This window comes from Arthrobacter sp. CMU6 (genome assembly GCF_059090205.1).
On the sequence record NZ_JBNHFL010000043.1, the window covers coordinates 1 to 14,691 of the forward strand.

A 14,691-nucleotide genomic window follows, 5' to 3' on the forward strand; every position below is an offset into this window, starting at 1 on the left:
TCGGGACCAGCCAGTCCTCGACGGTCTGGATGCCTTCGGAGAATTCGATCTGGTCGGCGCGGAGCAGGGCGTTGTTGATGCGGCGGACCACGGTGGGGACCGAGTTGGCCGGGTACAGCGACTGGTCCGGGTAGGTGTGGCCGGAGTTGTTGGCGTCGGCGGCCACCTGCCAGCCGGAAAGGTAGATGGCGCGTAGGCCGGCCTTGACCTGCTGGACGGCCTGGTTGCCGGTGAGGGCGCCCAGGGCGTTGGTGTAGCCGCCGGTCTTGTGCTCTTCGGTGAGCTGCTTCCACAGCTTCTCGGAGCCGCGGCGGGCCAGGGTGTGTTCTTCGGAGACCCGGCCGCGGAGACGGACGACGTCGGCGGCTGAGTAGTCCCGAGTGACGCCTTCCCAGCGCGGGTTGGCAGCCCACTCGAGCTCCAGTGCTGCGGCCTGCTGTGTTGTGTCCTGGCCGGACGGCTGCTGGGTGGGCTCAAATGCTGCAGTCATCGTTGATCTCCTTGTTAGCTCCCGGGCCATTCCGGGAAGTATTTCCGGGCTGACCGTCCCTGCGCCTTTGCAGGTCCAGCCAGTTTCCGGAGGGGTTTCCTTCGTGACACCTACTTTTCTGCACTTCCAAAGGGCTTTCTAGAGGAAAATGCTGGAAAGAAATGCGATTCTTCACGTATTCTTCAGAAATGTCGCCTTCAAGCTGGAACAGGGAAGTTTCGCAACCGCCGTCGTCCCCGCCGACCGCCGAGCTGGACGTCATTGCGCTGGGCCGCCGGGTGCGCCACCTGCGCAAGCAGGCGGGCCTGACCCTCGATGACCTGAGTGCCGCCGTCGGGACCGCACCCAGCCAGCTGAGCCTCATCGAGAACGGCAAGCGGGAACCAAAACTCGGGCTGCTTCAGCACCTCGCCGGGGCGCTCGGCGTCGGCATCGACCAGCTGCTGGGAGCCGAGCCGCCCAGCCGCCGGGCAGGCCTTGAAATCGAGCTCGAACGCTACCAGCGCGGACCGCTGTACGAGTCCCTGAACCTGCCCAAAATCCGCATCAGCTCGCGGTTGCCGATGGATGTCTTGGAGGCCCAGGTGGGGCTGCTCCAGGAGCTCGAACGCAAGATGAACGAGCAGGTGGCGACGCCGGAGGAAGCCCGCCGTGCGAACGGTGAACTGCGGGCCATGATGCGGGAACGCGGCAACTACTTTCCGGAGTACGAGGCCGAGGCGCAGAAGGTGCTCAAGGAGGTCGGTTACACCACCGGGCCGCTGAGCCAGCACGTCATCGCGGACATCGCCGAGCACCTCGGATTCACCCTCCACCATGTGGGCGACCTGCCGCATTCCACCCGTTCGGTGACCGATTTGAAGAACCGCAAAATTTACCTGACGCAGAGTGAGCGGCAGGACCACGACCCCCGTTCCGTGCTGCTGCAGGCCTTGGGCCACTACGTCCTGGGGCATGAGACGCCCCGGAACTACGGTGATTTCCTGGCCCAGCGGGTGGCCACGAACTATTTCGCCGCGGCGCTCTTGCTGCCGGAGCAGGCCACCGTGGAATTTTTGCAAAAAGCCAAGGCAGCGAAGGAGATCGCGGTGGAGGACATCCGCGACGCCTTCGCGGTGTCTTATGAGACGGCCGCCCACCGTTTCACCAACCTGGCCACCAAGCATCTGGGCATCACCACGCATTTCCAGAAGACCCACCAGAGCGGGATCATTTACAAGGCCTACGAGAACGACGGCGTGAACTTCCCGCAGGACCACACCGGGGCCATCGAGGGGCAGCCGTCCTGCAAGGCCTGGACCTCCCGTGCCGTGTTCGATGTGCCGGACAAGTTCAGTGCCTACAGCCAGTACACGGACACGCCGTCGGGCACGTACTGGTGCACGGCACGCACGGACAGGTCGGCCAGCGGGCAGTTCTCGCTGAGCATCGGGGTCCCGTACCAGCACGTGAAGTGGTTCCGCGGACGGGAGACGACGGCCCGGGCCACGTCCAACTGCCCCGACCCCGACTGCTGCAAACGGCCGCCTGCGGCGCTGACCTCCGAGTGGGCGGGCAATGCCTGGCCGTCCGCCCGGGCGCACTCCCACCTGCTGGCTGCCATGCCCCCCGGTGCCTTCCCCGGCGTGGACGAGACCGAGGTGTACACGTTCCTGCAGGCACACTCTGGCAGTTAGGCTGGACGCTCCCGCGGATCCTGCAGGCTTTCCTGGAACGCGGCGCAGATTTGGTTGGCTATCTGGGACGCTCCCGCTGGCCAACCTGAAACCCCCGCCAAGGTGACCGGACTATATTGGCCCTTGTCAGCCCACCATCTGATCGCGGGAGCGTGCACGCATGGCCAAGGAACTTGCCACCCAGCTCATCGAACAACTCCAGGCTGCCGGCGTCCAGCGGATCTACGGAATCGTCGGGGACAGCCTCAATCCGATCGTCGACGCCGTCCGCCAGACCGGCGGCTCGCAGCAGGGCGGCATTGACTGGATCCATGTCCGGCACGAGGAAGCCGCAGCCTTCGCCGCCGCAGCCGAAGCCCAGCTGACGGGAAAGCTTGCCGTCTGCGCCGGCTCCTGCGGCCCCGGAAACCTGCACCTGATCAACGGCCTCTACGACGCGAACCGGTCCGGCGCGCCTGTTCTGGCCATCGCCTCGCACATCCCGAGCAAGCAGATCGGCAGCAGCTTCTTCCAGGAAACGCATCCGGACCGGATCTTCAACGAGTGCTCCGTCTACTCGGAGCTCATCAGCACGGCGGAACAGGCGCCGCGGGTGATGCACAGCGCCGTCCAGCACGCCGTCGCCCTGGGCGGTGTCGCCGTCGTAACCCTTCCCGGCGATATAGCCGGGGTGGAGGCAACAGGGGAGACGCCGCTGCCTGCAAAATTCCGGCCTGCCACCCTGACGCCGGACGCCTCCAGCGTGCGCGAGCTCGCAGATGCCATCAACGCGGCCGGCAAGGTTGCCATCTTCGCCGGGGCGGGCACGCAGGGCGCCCATGATGAGGTGATCGCGCTCGCGGAACTGATCGGCGCGCCAGTCGGCCACACCCTGCGGGGAAAGGACTTCCTGCAGTACGACAATCCCTACGACATCGGCATGACCGGGCTGCTGGGCTACGGTGCCGCGGCGGAGGGCATCGAGGACGCGGACCTGCTGATCCTGCTGGGCACGGATTTTCCCTACGACCAGTTCCTCCCCGGAACCCGCACCGCCCAGGTGGACCGTGCAGCCCACCGGCTGGGACGGCGGACCGACGTCGACATCGCCGTCCACGGCGACGTGCTGCCCACACTTTCCGCGCTGATGCCCCTGCTGGCGCCGAAGAAGAGCCGCCGCTTTCTCAACCAGATGCTCAAGAAGCACGACCGGCTCATGAACAAGGTCGTGGGCGCCTACACCCGCAAAGTGGAGAAGAAGCAGCCGATCCATCCGGAATATGCCGCTTCCCTGCTGGACCAAGTGGCGGCCGAGGACGCCGTTTTCACCGCGGATACCGGCATGTGCAATGTGTGGACCGCCCGCTACATCAACCCACTGGGCACCCGTAGGCTGATCGGCTCGTTCCTGCACGGCTCCATGGCCAACGCGCTGCCGCACGCGATCGGTGCGCAGCTGGCCTACCCCGGACGCCAGGTGATTTCGGTTTCGGGTGACGGCGGCCTGTCCATGCTGCTCGGCGAGCTCATCACAGTGGCTGCGCACCGGCTGCCGGTCAACGTGGTGGTCTTCAACAACTCCACTCTGGGCATGGTCAAGCTGGAGATGCTGGTGGACGGCCTGCCGGACTTTGGTGTGGACGTGCCCGACGCCGACTACGCTGCCGTTGCCCGTGCCCTCGGCTTCCATGCCGTCCGGGTCACGGATCCCGCCCGGATCGAGGACGCCTATCGTAAAGCTTTCGTCCATCCGGGGCCGTCGCTGGTGGAACTCATCACGGACCCGCAGGCATTGTCGATGCCGCCGAAATTAACCGGCTCGCAAGTCCTCGGGTTCGCCACCGCCATGTCGAAGGTGGTCCTGAACCGTGGCGCCGGGGAAGCTGTGAGCATGGCGCGCAGCAACCTTCGGAACATTCCGCGGCGGTAGGAGTGTGGGGCGGGCGGCAGGTTCCCGGGGACGACGGCGGGCCTGCCGGCCGTCGTCCTCACCCGCCGTCGTACGGGTTCGACGGCGGGTGGAATACGGCACTCATCGCTCCCGGCGCTCGGCGGCGAGTAGCGCCGCCGTCCGTTCGATGAGTTCGTAGGGGAGCGGCTTGCCCAGGGGGAACTTTAGCGTTCCCTTGGCCGAGTGGAACGGGGCGACCTCAGTCTGGAAGGCGTCGTCGCCGGACGGCACGGGGTAGACCGAAATGTGGTGCGCCCAGCCCGCGAAGTACACCACGTATTTGCCGCCCAAGGTGACGGTCGGGATGCCGTAGCTGATCATCTCGCCCGACTCGGGCACGGCGGCGTGGCACCTGCGCCGGACCTCTTGGAGGATGCCCTGCACATCGGCGGGAAACTGCGCGATGTACTCGTCAACGCTGTCGAAATGTTGGGCCATGCCGCGCGCTCCTCCACCATCAGCGGTGATGCCTCGAGGATACCCCCGGGCACGAAATGTGTGCGTGATGGATGAGACCAAACCGACGGCAAACCGTAATCGGCCAGGCATCGATACTGTCAGCGCCCGCTGGTTGACTGTGGACATACGGTGTTCTCCGGATGAGCCGAGGACGGCAATGAACAGGATTCGAATGGCCAAGATAGTGGCGGCCTCGGCCGTGGTCGCACTCGCAACGGCGTGTTCGGCGCCGGTGCCGGAAATGTTGAAGGCCGACGGCGTGGCGCGGGCTTCGGTGGACGGGACGGCGTACGCCGCTGAGTTCCGCGAGTTCCGGGACTCGGCCATGGGACTTGGCCAGGCACTGCTGGCCGATGGCGGAAATGGTTCAGGCCGGAACGCCGTGTCCTCGCCCGGAAGCCTCCTGATTGCGCTGGCCATGCTTCGAGCCGGCGCGTCCGGGGAAACGGCTGCAGAGTTGGACAGCGTTGTGGGTTTCCCCGAGGAGAGGCGCGACGAGGCCATGAATGCGCTGCTTGCGTCCCTGGCGAAGTTCGACGGCGACCCCGGCGCCGTGGACGAGGACAACCCGCCGCGAAAGCCGGTAATGCATGCCGCCAACGCATTGTTCGTGGACAAGGCGGTGCCAACCGGAGAGCCGTTCCTCACCACGCTGGCACGCCACTACGGAACAGGCGTATTTCCGGTGGACTTCAGCGACGAGGGCGCTACCAAGCCCGCGATCGATGCCTGGGTGGACAGGAACACGGGTGGCCGGATCAAGGAAGCGCCCGCCAAGTACGACCCCCGGAACACCTTCAGCCTGCTCAACGCCCTGTACTTCGCGGCGGCCTGGCAGGACCCGTTTGATCCGGGCTCGACGTCGGATTTGCCCTTCACCCTCGCTGGCGGCGAGCAAATCGACGTCCCGGCCATGCACAACCTGCTGGAGATGAAGTACGCGGCAGGGACGGGCTGGCGTGGTGTGGACCTCCCATACGCTGAGGGTTTCGTGATGCGTCTGCTCCTGCCGGACGCCGGGGCGGATGCCGTGTCCAAGGCGTCACAGCTGACGGAAATCGCGGATGCTCTGGACGCGGCGCCGCGCGAGACCGTGCAGATCCAACTGCCGCGCTGGGACCACAAGTGCAGCTTTGACCTGCGCAAGGTGTTTGAGTCGCTCGGCCTGCACAAGACCCTCACCACCACAAAGGACTTCAACGCGATCCAGCCGAAGATGATCATCACGCAGGCGGCGCAGGCTGCCAACATCACGGTGGCTGAGAAGGGAACGGTGGCTGCCGCGGTAACCCAGATCAACGGCATGGTGACGAGCGCGCCACCCCGGCCCCAGCACACCATTGATTTCGACCGGCCCTTCCACTACCAGATCGTGCACGTCGACACCGGGCTGCCTCTTTTCATGGGAAGAGTGGCCGACCCCCGCTCCTGACCAGGACCTTTCCTCGGTTCCTGCGGCCGAAACCGGGACCCTTCCTCACCGCGTGAGGAAGGGTCCCGGGTTTACGTGCGAAAGGTGAGGAAGGGTTAGCGCGTGCCGCCCTGCCAGAGGGCGTCGAACGGGGCGCCGGAGGACACGCGGTTGCGGATGCCGGCGGTCACGAAGTCCTTCGCTGTCCGGGCTGCCTCCAGCGGCGATGCGCCCTTGGCCAGCTCGGCCGTCACCGCCGCAGCGAGCGAGCAGCCGGCGCCGGAAACGGCCACCTCGCCCACCTTCGGTGCGCTGAGGACCTCGAGGGTCTCGCCGTCGTAGAAGACGTCGACGGCGTCGGGACCGGACAGGCGCACGCCGCCCTTGGCCAGCACCGCAGCTTCGCTCAGCTCGTGGATCCGGACTGCCGCGGCCTTGAGGGATTCGACGTCGGTGATCTCCAGGCCGGACAGCGACTCGGCCTCAAAGTGGTTGGGTGTGACGAACGTAGCCAGCGGCAGGATCTGTGCCTTCAGCGCCTGGTCCGTGTCCAGGGCATGGCCCGGCTCCTGGCCCTTGCAGATCAGCACCGGGTCCAGGACAACGTTGCTGAACGCGCCTGAAGAAAGCGCGGAGGCGACGGTCGAAATGGTGGCCGGGCTTCCCAGCATGCCGATCTTCACGGTATCCAGCACGGAGGGTGTGCCGGAAGCGGAACCGTAGGCCGCCGTCGTCGCCTCCAACTGGTGCGCGATGACCTCCTGGTCCACCGGCATGAAGCGGTGGTTCCAGTCATTCTTCGGATCGAACGAGACGATGCACGTGAGGTTGGCGATACCGAAAACCCCGAGTTCCTGGAACGTCTTCAGGTCGGCCTGGGCTCCGGCGCCGCCGGTTGCCTCCGAGCCGGCGATGGTCAGGACGACGGCGGGAGCGGCCGTGGTGGCGGAAACGGCGCCGGACGCCAGGGCAGAAGAGTCGAACGCGGTGGAAGTCATGTCCCCATCCTGCCACCGGCCGCGCAGCGCCCGCATTGTGCTCATGAACAGTATGACCAAAACGCCGGGTGGCTCCAGTCACAGGCCATAGGGTGACGGGCGGCGTTGCTTTCTTTCCACGCCGAATCCAGGAAGGTTCACTGATGAGCACCCAACTGTCAGAAGCAGCACAAACCCGCCGCGCGGTCGGCAACATCCTCAAAGGCTCCGCCGGCAACCTCGTGGAGTGGTACGACCTCTACGTCTACACGGTCTTCGCGGCGTACTTCCAGGCACACTTCTTCAATTCCAAGGACGAGCTCCAGGCCGGGCTCGAGGCGATGGCCGTCTTCTCGACGTCGTTCCTCATGCGCCCCATCGGCAGCTGGTTCTTCGGACGCTACGCCGACCGCAACGGGCGCAAGGCTGCCCTGACCCTCAGCGTGACCCTGATGTCCGCGGGATCGTTCGCGATCGCCATCCTCCCGACCCAGGACGTCATCGGCATCTGGGCCCTGGTCCTGCTGATCCTCATCCGGGTTCTGCAGGGCTTCTCCGTGGGCGGCGAATACGGCACCAGCGCCACGTACATGTCCGAAGCCGCCACATCCCGGCGCCGCGGCTTCTTCTCCAGCTTCCAGTACGTGACCCTGGTGGGCGGCCAGATGCTGGCCCTGCTGGTTCTGGTGATCCTGCAGAACACCCTGGGCGACGGGCTGCTGAAGGAATGGGGATGGCGCATCCCGTTCGCCATCGGCGGTGTTGCGGCGCTGGTGGTCCTGTGGCTGCGGCGTTCGATGGAGGAGACGGTTTCCGAGGAGCAGGTCCGGGCGGCTAAGGCCCCTGCCGGTGCCGGCCAGGCCCAGCCCGGCACCCTGCGGCTGCTGTTCACCCAGCACTGGAAGCCGCTGCTGATCTGCATCGGCGTGACCCTGGGCGGCACCGTGGCCTTCTACACCTACACCAACTTCATCCTGAAGTTCATGAACGATACGTCCGGCATCGCCAAGACGGACACGTCCGTGATCAACTTCTGGGCGCTGTTCATCTTCATGCTGCTCCAGCCCGTCTACGGCATCATTTCCGACAAGGTGGGCCGGAAGCCGCTGCTCCTCTGGTTCGGGATCACCGGTGTGCTCTTCACCTGGCCGCTGCTCTCCACCCTGGCCGGCACCAAGGATTCGTTCACCGCGTTCCTGCTGATGATGGGCGGACTGCTCATCGTGGGCGGCTACACCTCCATCAATGCGCTTGTGAAGGCCGAGCTCTTCCCTGCTTCCATCCGCGCCCTTGGCGTCGGCCTGGGCTATGCCATCGCCAACTCGCTGTTCGGCGGCACTGTTCCGCTGATCGGCGCTGCGCTGCAGAAGTCGGGCCAGGTTGACCTGTTCTTCACCTACGTCACCATCGCCATCGGCCTGTCCCTGCTGGTCTACATCTTCGCGCTGAAGAACAAGAAGACCACGCACCTGGATCGCGAGCAGGGCGACGCCTGGTCGACTGCGGCGGTTGCGACCGGCACCCTGGCGGACGCGGACGGCGTCACGGACACAGGCCGCAGGGACGGCGACGAGGACCTCATCGACGCCTCGCGCCGCTAGGCGGCGCGCCGTTTCGACGGTTCCAGTGCACGCACGACGATTCGTAGCGCCGTGTGTGCACGGAACCGTCGAATGGGGGAGGACTACGGCGGGCGGCCGGGTACTGGACGTCAGGTCCCCGTACCGGGCGCCCCCCATACCGGACGCCCGGTGAGAGAATGGAGGGCGGTTCCGGCGGCCAGTCGGCGGGACCCGTCCAGTGCTAATACAGCCGGCTGCCATCTCCCTTCGCAGGGACGCAGGCAGCCGAGCGAACCACTACGAATGGATACCCATGACCACCGCCCAGTCCTCCATGCCGAAAGCAGCGCCAAAGTTCGCCTCGGTCGGTTCCCCTTACTTCGGCATCATGCTTGCGGTCATGGCCGTGGTGCTGATCCTGTCCAACATCGGTGCCTCCAAGGGCGTGGCGCTGGGGCCAATCGTCACGGACGGCGGCTTCTTCCTGTTCCCCTTGGCGTACATCCTGGGCGACGTCATCAGTGAGGTCTACGGCTTCAAGGTGGCCCGGAAAGCCATCGTCACCACGTTTGCCCTGTCCGTCTTCGCCTCGCTTTGCTACTGGCTGATCATTGCGCTGCCAGGCTTCGACGACGACTTCGGAACCGCGAAGCAGGCCGCCCTCGAAGGCGCAATCGGCCCGGTTCCACAGATCGTGCTGGCCTCGCTCCTTGCGTTCTTTGCCGGGCAGACCATCAACTCCTGGATCCTGGTCCGGATGAAGGCCCGCACCGGTGAGAAGTCGCTGTGGGCCCGCATCATGAGTTCGTCCGTGGCCGGGGAATTCGTGGACACGCTGATTTTCTGCAGCATCGCGGCCTCGGTGATCGGCATCAGTGATTTCGGCATGTTCGTGAACTACGTGCTGGTGGGCTTCCTCTACAAGACCCTCGTGGAGTTCCTCTTCGTGCCCGTGACCACACTGGCCATCGGCTGGGTCAAGAGGCGCGAACCGAGCTACGGGGCGACGACCCAGCCAGCGTAGGAGGCGCCCGCCGTCATCCGTTCTCACACCAAGCTGGTGCCACTTCGACGGTTCCTGCCCCGCTCGACGCTTGGCGACGCCGAACCTGCAGGGAACCGTCGAAACGGCAGGAGGGCCGGGACGGGGAAGTCAGGCGGCCGGACCCCTGCCGAGCGCCCGGAGTACGCGATACTTGAATTCCGCCTCGTTGAACAGGTCCTTCCACTCGACGCGAAGGAAGGTCCAGCCCTGCTCCATGAGCGCCTTCTCGCGCCGGCGTTCGGCAAAAAGGACTTCTCCGGTCGGTTGATAGTCGAAATACTTGACCTTGCCATCGAATTCGAGTGCCACTTTCCTCCTCGGCCAAGCGAAGTCCAGGCGGTGCTCGCCAAGCGGAGTGTGCACCACGAATTGGGGCTCGGGCGCCTCGATCTTGAGTCTGTGCAGCAGTTCCCTGGTCAGGGATTCCCCGGGCGACTCGGAGCGAGGATCCGCCAGTTCGACGGCGCCGCGCAGTGCCATGACACCGTTGCGCCCCGCCAGTTCGGCGCAGCGGGACTGGAGGATCTCCAAGTCAGCGCCAAGTCGACAGGCATGGTCCACCAGAATAAGGGACTGCCGAAGATTGAACATCAGGCAGCAGTCCACCACTGTCCGTTCAAGTGACGTGCAGGGGAGGCCGTCTACGAAGCTTGCGTCGCCCCGTCCCAAGGTCCGGGTATGGGCAACGACGTCGGCGCCATGCGAAATTCCGGATGGGCACGTTACCTGGGTCAGGTGGATCCGATCATCGACCTTCCACACGTAGAGCCTGCGCAGCCGGGCAGCCGAGGTGTGGCTGTAAACAAATGCGCCCATCGACGTCGTGAGCGTCCCGTGTGAGTGGGCGTGGATCAGATACCGGCTGCGCGTGACCGGTTTCAGTCCATTCCACCAGTTGCCGCGGACGTAGCAACCGCGTCGCGGACGCACCAAGTCACCGCTCCGCACCATCCGGGTGATGGCACGGGGCCGCACGCCAGTGCTGAGCAGTTCCTGGGTGCGCCACATGTTGCCGGCGGGAAGATAAGGATTCGGCTGGGCCATGGTTCCAGCGTCGGCTTCCCAAAGAACGGGTTCCAGACCCGAGGCTGGCTATGTGGATATCCCGTTCGACGGTTCCCTGCTGCGCTCGATGCAGCCGTACGTCTAGCGCGCAGGGAACCGTCGAAACGGGCCGGGAAAAACGGGCGGGAACCTACGAGTAGTACCGGCCCAGGGTCTCGGCCTTGAACTCGAAGAAGTCGCCGGACTCAATGGCCAGCCGGGCGTCGTCCACCATCTTCACCACAAAGCGTTCGTTGTGGATGGAAATCAGCGTGGCGGAGAGCATCTCCTTGGCCTTGAACAGGTGGTGGATGTACGCCCGCGAATAGTTCAGGCACGCGTAGCAGTCACAGCCGTCCTGCAGCGGGCCGAAGTCGCGCTTGTACTTGGCACCGGAGAGGTTGAAGCGGCCGTCGGGTGTGTAGAACGCCGAGTTGCGGGCCACGCGGGTGGGGGAGACGCAGTCGAAGGTGTCGGCGCCGTTCTCGATGGCCGTGAAGATGTCGTCCGGCTCGGAGATGCCGAGCAGGTGCCGGGGCTTGTTCTCGGGCAGTTCCTCGTTGCACCAACGCACGATGGTGCCCAGGTTCTCCTTTTCGAGGGCACCGCCGATCCCGTAGCCGTCAAAGGCCATGGCACCGAGGTCGCGGCAGGCCTTGCGGCGCAGGTCCTCGTACTGGGCGCCCTGGATCACACCGAACAGGGCCTGGTACGGCTTGCCCGCGCGTTCGTCAGTGAGCCGGAAGTGCTCCTCCAGGCAGCGGACCGCCCACAGCCGCGTGCGTTCCAGCGACTCCTCCTGGTATCCGCGGGAGTTCTGCAGCGTGGTGAGCTCGTCGAACGCGAACATGATGTCCGCGCCGATCTGGTGCTGGACCCGCATGGAGATCTCGGGGGAGAAGCGGTGGCGGTCACCGTTGAGGTGGCTCTTGAACCACACGCCGTCGTCGTCCACGTGGGCCAGTCGTTCCTTGCCGGCGGCCACGGCGTCGTCGGGCAGGGTCTGGTCTGGGGATGGCGCAGTCTTCATGTCGATGACCTTCTTGAACCCCGAGCCCAGGCTCATCACCTGGAAGCCGCCGGAATCGGTGAAGGTGGGGCCCGGCCAGTTCATGAAGGCGCCTAGGCCGCCGGCCTCGTCCAGGATCTCAGGGCCGGGCTGCAGGTACAGGTGGTAGGCATTGGCCAAAAGGGCCTGGGCGCCGAGCTCCGCCATGGATTCGGGCAGCACCGACTTCACGGTCGCTTTGGTTCCGACGGCGATGAAGGCCGGCGTCTGGATCTCGCCGTGCGGGGTGGTGATGGTGCCCGTCCGGCCCAGGAACCCGCCTCCGTTGGCGGCCACCTGCTCGGGACCGGGGCTGCATGTTTCCGTGAGCCGCTTGCCCACGCGGAAGGAGAACTCCGACTGGCGGGCGGCCGGTACCGGTGCAGAAGGGGAAAGCGGTTCAGGATTGGCTGGCACGGTTCAAGTGTGCCAGCTGACAGCGGCGAACCTTCACTGGATGGGTTCTGATGTGGGGTAGTTCTCAGAGCGCCAGTCGTCCCAGAGGGAGCGGATGGTCTCCAGGCTGTGGGCGCCCAGATCGTAGGTCGAGATGATGACCATGGAGCCGCCGTCGGGCCTTTTCTCGGGGATCACGGGCTGGTCGGCCACAATCAGCAGGCCCTCTCCGTGCTCCGCGTAGCTGTGGACGGTGAGCCCCACCTGGTGGTTGGTCTTGTGCCAGACCCTGCCCGAGACCTCCTCGCCGGTGCCCAGGGTCAGCGAATACTCTTCGCCGGCAGCGGGGATATCCTTCAGGCCGAGTTTCTCGATGGCGGAGCCGCCCGAGCCGGGAACGGAGAAGTAGCAGGTGCGGCGCTTGCCTTGGGGATGCCGTTCCAGCGCGAACCGCAGCTGCTGCAGGAAGATCAGCCATCCCTGGGTAATGTCCTCGTCCCACGCGGCCCATTCCGAGTTGTGGTCCACGCCGGCGCGGGTGACGCTGACCTCGGTTCCGGTGGACACGGGCTTTAACGTGAAGATGTCGCCGTTGTTGACCGTCAGCGTGGTGTGGTCCGCCCCTTCAACCACGTTCTTGCTGAAGTAGATCTCGTTGATTTCCGCGGCCAGCTCGTCGGCCTCCCAGCCGTGCCACTGCGCGACCTTCGAGGGTTCACGCAGCATCGTCCAAACCTGGGGCGCGTCCGAATTGATCACAACGCTCAGATTGTTCGTCATGGCCTGAATCTACAACTTGGGGCGCAACCCGGGCTAGGGGAGTTTCCGGCGGGAAACACGGCAGCAGTACAGCAGGGCCGCCTAGCCCCGCACGGACTCCAGTTCGTTCGCTATCCGCCGCTCGAGTTCGGACGGGCTGATGGTCTGAGATCCGCCGTGGGCGCGCAGGAACAGCAGCGATTCCAGCCGCAGCAGCCGCCACTCGCGCTCGGCCTCGTGGTTGGAGTTGTCGATGGAGCGGAAAATCTCTTTGTCGTACAGGTTCGGCTCGTTCAGTGAGCGCTGGCGGACCCGGGCCTGCATCCGCGCCTTGAACGGATCCGTCTCCTGGTTGTCCGGCGCCCGAAGCAGCTTCTCATATACGGCGGCCCGGTCCTTGTGTCCCGTCTGCCGGCACACGTAGCTGGACAGCGCGAGCGAAGCCTCCACCGACCCCCAGCGCCCCGGATTGCCGTCGAAGGGCAGCACGTTCAGCAGGTCGGCCACGCTCAGCGATGCCTCGGCGTCCTTGAGCATGATAAACAGCTCATGCGCGAGGTCGCTCAGGTCCTTCAGGCAGCTGCCGGACTTGGTGTTTATGCCCTTGACCAGCTTGTCGGCCAGCAGCTGCACCCCGACGGAGTCCGGATGGGCCTCCGCCACGGCTTCCACCACAGATTCAGGCGTCCCGGAGGGCTCCGGGATAAGGGCCAGGTCCTCCGCGCTGGGTCCGATCACCACCGGGGTGGTGGACGGCAGCGGAGGGACGACGACGGCGGCAGGCGCCGTCCGGGCAGGCTCCCCAGCTGCTTCGTTCCCCACCACGGAAAGGGGAACGCCGGCGTCGGACGCCTGGGCGTCTGCCTTTTGGGTGTCACCGTCCGCCGTTCCGGTGGCATCTGCGGTGGCAGCACCTTCGACGACGGCAACAGTCTTTACAGCCGCAGTGGCGGCGGCTTCCGGGGAGGGCAGGCCGTCAGCCGCGGGTCCCGGGATCCGGACGGAGGAGCCGGCAGCGATGCGCAGCGTGCCGCCGCCGGTGAGGGTCGCAAGGACGATGGCAGGGCTGCCGAAATCATCGGTTTCGACTTCCACCGAGTGGATTTCCGCGGTCCGCTCGCCGTCCGGCAGGAGAAGGTGGTCGCCCGCCCGCAGAGAGCCCGCCTGCTGTTCACGATAGGTCTTGGCAGCTGCAGGGTGGTTCATCGGGAGTCCTTAAGTTCTCTTGCGGTCCGCCCAACAGTCTACAAAGGAGAGGGTGCGAAGTCGGGGAGGCGCGGGCGTCCGGGCGTCAGCTCCCTACGCCGGCGTAGGCCAGGGCCTGCCGCACCAGGGCACCGCGGCCGCCGGTGAACTCAAGCTGCACGCCGTCGCTGAGCACTTCCTGGGGTGTCATCCAGGTCAGCTCCAGCGCGTCCTGGCGGGGTTCGCATTCGCCGGTCACGGGGATGATGTACGCCAGCGACACGGCGTGCTGGCGGTCGTCGGTGAAGCCAGTGTGCGAGGGGGCGGGGAAGTATTCGGCCACGGTGAACGGCACCGGGCTGATGGGGAGCTGGGGGAACGCCAGCGGGCCAAGGTCCTTTTCCATGTGCCGCAGCAGGGCGGCGCGGATGGTCTCGCGGTAAAGTACCCGGCCGGAGACGAGGGACCGGACCATGGTGCCGTCCTCGTCCGCCTGCAGGAGCGTGCCCACCTCATTCACGAACCCGAGTGGATCCAGCCGGACCGGCACCGCCTCCACGTAGACCATCGGGAGCCGGCCTCTGGCTTCGAAGAGATCCTCGTCCGAGAGCCAGCCGGGGTTGGGGTCAGGGGTGCGCACGTTCATGAGTCATTTTTACCCCATCGCTACAGGTCCGGCCGCCGAAACGTGAGATCCCGACGCTTAGCG

At 65.6% G+C, this 14,691-nt stretch carries 12 protein-coding genes and 1 pseudogene; 5 read left to right on the plus strand and 8 right to left on the minus strand.

All coding sequences use genetic code 11. The annotated features are described in order from the left end of the window. A pseudogene (locus AC5RWD_RS21530) lies at window positions 1-490 on the minus strand (isocitrate lyase); the annotation flags it as partial. Window positions 491-651: 161 nt separating this feature from the next. Between AC5RWD_RS21530 and AC5RWD_RS21535 the strand changes: the two are divergent. Continuing rightward, on the plus strand, window positions 652-2,166 hold the full coding sequence (locus tag AC5RWD_RS21535; protein WP_494021962.1) for a helix-turn-helix domain-containing protein: 1,515 nt from the start codon (window positions 652-654) through the stop codon (window positions 2,164-2,166). Between the two features lie 160 nt (window positions 2,167-2,326). Beyond that, the gene (locus AC5RWD_RS21540) at window positions 2,327-4,075 is read left to right on the plus strand and encodes a pyruvate dehydrogenase (RefSeq protein WP_494021963.1); all 1,749 of its coding nucleotides are present in this window, start codon (window positions 2,327-2,329) and stop codon (window positions 4,073-4,075) included. 102 nt (window positions 4,076-4,177) lie between these two features. On the opposite strand, the gene AC5RWD_RS21545 is transcribed toward AC5RWD_RS21540, so the two are convergent. Beyond that, a complete protein-coding gene (locus AC5RWD_RS21545; RefSeq protein WP_494021964.1) occupies window positions 4,178-4,534 on the minus strand; it encodes an iron chaperone in 357 nt (118 codons plus the stop codon). 193 nt (window positions 4,535-4,727) lie between these two features. Here AC5RWD_RS21545 and AC5RWD_RS21550 point away from each other — a divergent pair, with 193 nt between their 5' ends. Then, a complete protein-coding gene (locus AC5RWD_RS21550; protein WP_494021965.1) occupies window positions 4,728-5,987 on the plus strand; it encodes a serpin family protein in 1,260 nt (419 codons plus the stop codon). A gap of 95 nt (window positions 5,988-6,082) precedes the next feature. On the opposite strand, the gene AC5RWD_RS21555 is transcribed toward AC5RWD_RS21550, so the two are convergent. Further along, complete coding sequence (locus AC5RWD_RS21555) at window positions 6,083-6,964, minus strand: hydroxymethylpyrimidine/phosphomethylpyrimidine kinase (protein ID WP_494021966.1); 882 nt, start codon at window positions 6,962-6,964, stop codon at window positions 6,083-6,085. A 143-nt stretch (window positions 6,965-7,107) separates the two neighbouring features. Here AC5RWD_RS21555 and AC5RWD_RS21560 point away from each other — a divergent pair, with 143 nt between their 5' ends. Next, complete coding sequence (locus AC5RWD_RS21560) at window positions 7,108-8,544, plus strand: MFS transporter (protein ID WP_494021967.1); 1,437 nt, start codon at window positions 7,108-7,110, stop codon at window positions 8,542-8,544. Between the two features lie 274 nt (window positions 8,545-8,818). Beyond that, window positions 8,819-9,529 (plus strand): queuosine precursor transporter, encoded by a 711-nt coding sequence (locus AC5RWD_RS21565; protein ID WP_494021968.1) that lies wholly within the window; start codon window positions 8,819-8,821, stop codon window positions 9,527-9,529. 129 nt (window positions 9,530-9,658) lie between these two features. Here the strand turns inward: AC5RWD_RS21565 and AC5RWD_RS21570 are convergent, their stop codons facing one another. From AC5RWD_RS21570 to AC5RWD_RS21590, 5 genes are all read right to left on the minus strand, one after another. Next, window positions 9,659-10,594 carry a type IV toxin-antitoxin system AbiEi family antitoxin domain-containing protein gene (locus tag AC5RWD_RS21570; RefSeq protein WP_494021969.1) on the minus strand — a complete coding sequence of 312 codons (936 nt, stop codon included), beginning with the start codon at window positions 10,592-10,594 and terminating at the stop codon, window positions 9,659-9,661. 151 nt (window positions 10,595-10,745) lie between these two features. Further along, window positions 10,746-12,059, minus strand: coding sequence for a tRNA guanosine(34) transglycosylase Tgt (gene tgt / locus AC5RWD_RS21575; protein ID WP_494021970.1), 1,314 nt, complete (start codon window positions 12,057-12,059; stop codon window positions 10,746-10,748). Between the two features lie 33 nt (window positions 12,060-12,092). After that, entirely contained in the window at window positions 12,093-12,818 is a 726-nt protein-coding gene (locus AC5RWD_RS21580; RefSeq protein ID WP_494021971.1) for an SRPBCC family protein, read from the minus strand. Window positions 12,819-12,899: 81 nt separating this feature from the next. Then, window positions 12,900-14,003, minus strand: a complete 1,104-nt coding sequence (locus tag AC5RWD_RS21585; protein ID WP_494021972.1) for a DUF6707 family protein — start codon at window positions 14,001-14,003, stop codon at window positions 12,900-12,902. A gap of 85 nt (window positions 14,004-14,088) precedes the next feature. After that, window positions 14,089-14,628, minus strand: a complete 540-nt coding sequence (locus AC5RWD_RS21590) for an NUDIX hydrolase family protein (protein ID WP_003798527.1) — start codon at window positions 14,626-14,628, stop codon at window positions 14,089-14,091. Window positions 14,629-14,691 lie beyond the last annotated feature (63 nt).

Coding starts and splice junctions, on each gene's coding strand:
- AC5RWD_RS21570 (WP_494021969.1), bottom strand. CDS start 10,594: ATGGCCCAGCCGAATCCTTATCTTCCCGCCGGCAACATGTGGCGCACC.
- AC5RWD_RS21590 (WP_003798527.1), bottom strand. CDS start 14,628: ATGAACGTGCGCACCCCTGACCCCAACCCCGGCTGGCTCTCGGACGAG.
- AC5RWD_RS21545 (WP_494021964.1), bottom strand. CDS start 4,534: ATGGCCCAACATTTCGACAGCGTTGACGAGTACATCGCGCAGTTTCCC.
- AC5RWD_RS21580 (WP_494021971.1), bottom strand. CDS start 12,818: ATGACGAACAATCTGAGCGTTGTGATCAATTCGGACGCGCCCCAGGTT.
- AC5RWD_RS21550 (WP_494021965.1), top strand. CDS start 4,728: ATGGCCAAGATAGTGGCGGCCTCGGCCGTGGTCGCACTCGCAACGGCG.
- AC5RWD_RS21535 (WP_494021962.1), top strand. CDS start 652: ATGCGATTCTTCACGTATTCTTCAGAAATGTCGCCTTCAAGCTGGAAC.
- AC5RWD_RS21555 (WP_494021966.1), bottom strand. CDS start 6,964: ATGACTTCCACCGCGTTCGACTCTTCTGCCCTGGCGTCCGGCGCCGTT.
- AC5RWD_RS21565 (WP_494021968.1), top strand. CDS start 8,819: ATGACCACCGCCCAGTCCTCCATGCCGAAAGCAGCGCCAAAGTTCGCC.
- AC5RWD_RS21540 (WP_494021963.1), top strand. CDS start 2,327: ATGGCCAAGGAACTTGCCACCCAGCTCATCGAACAACTCCAGGCTGCC.
- AC5RWD_RS21560 (WP_494021967.1), top strand. CDS start 7,108: ATGAGCACCCAACTGTCAGAAGCAGCACAAACCCGCCGCGCGGTCGGC.
- AC5RWD_RS21585 (WP_494021972.1), bottom strand. CDS start 14,003: ATGAACCACCCTGCAGCTGCCAAGACCTATCGTGAACAGCAGGCGGGC.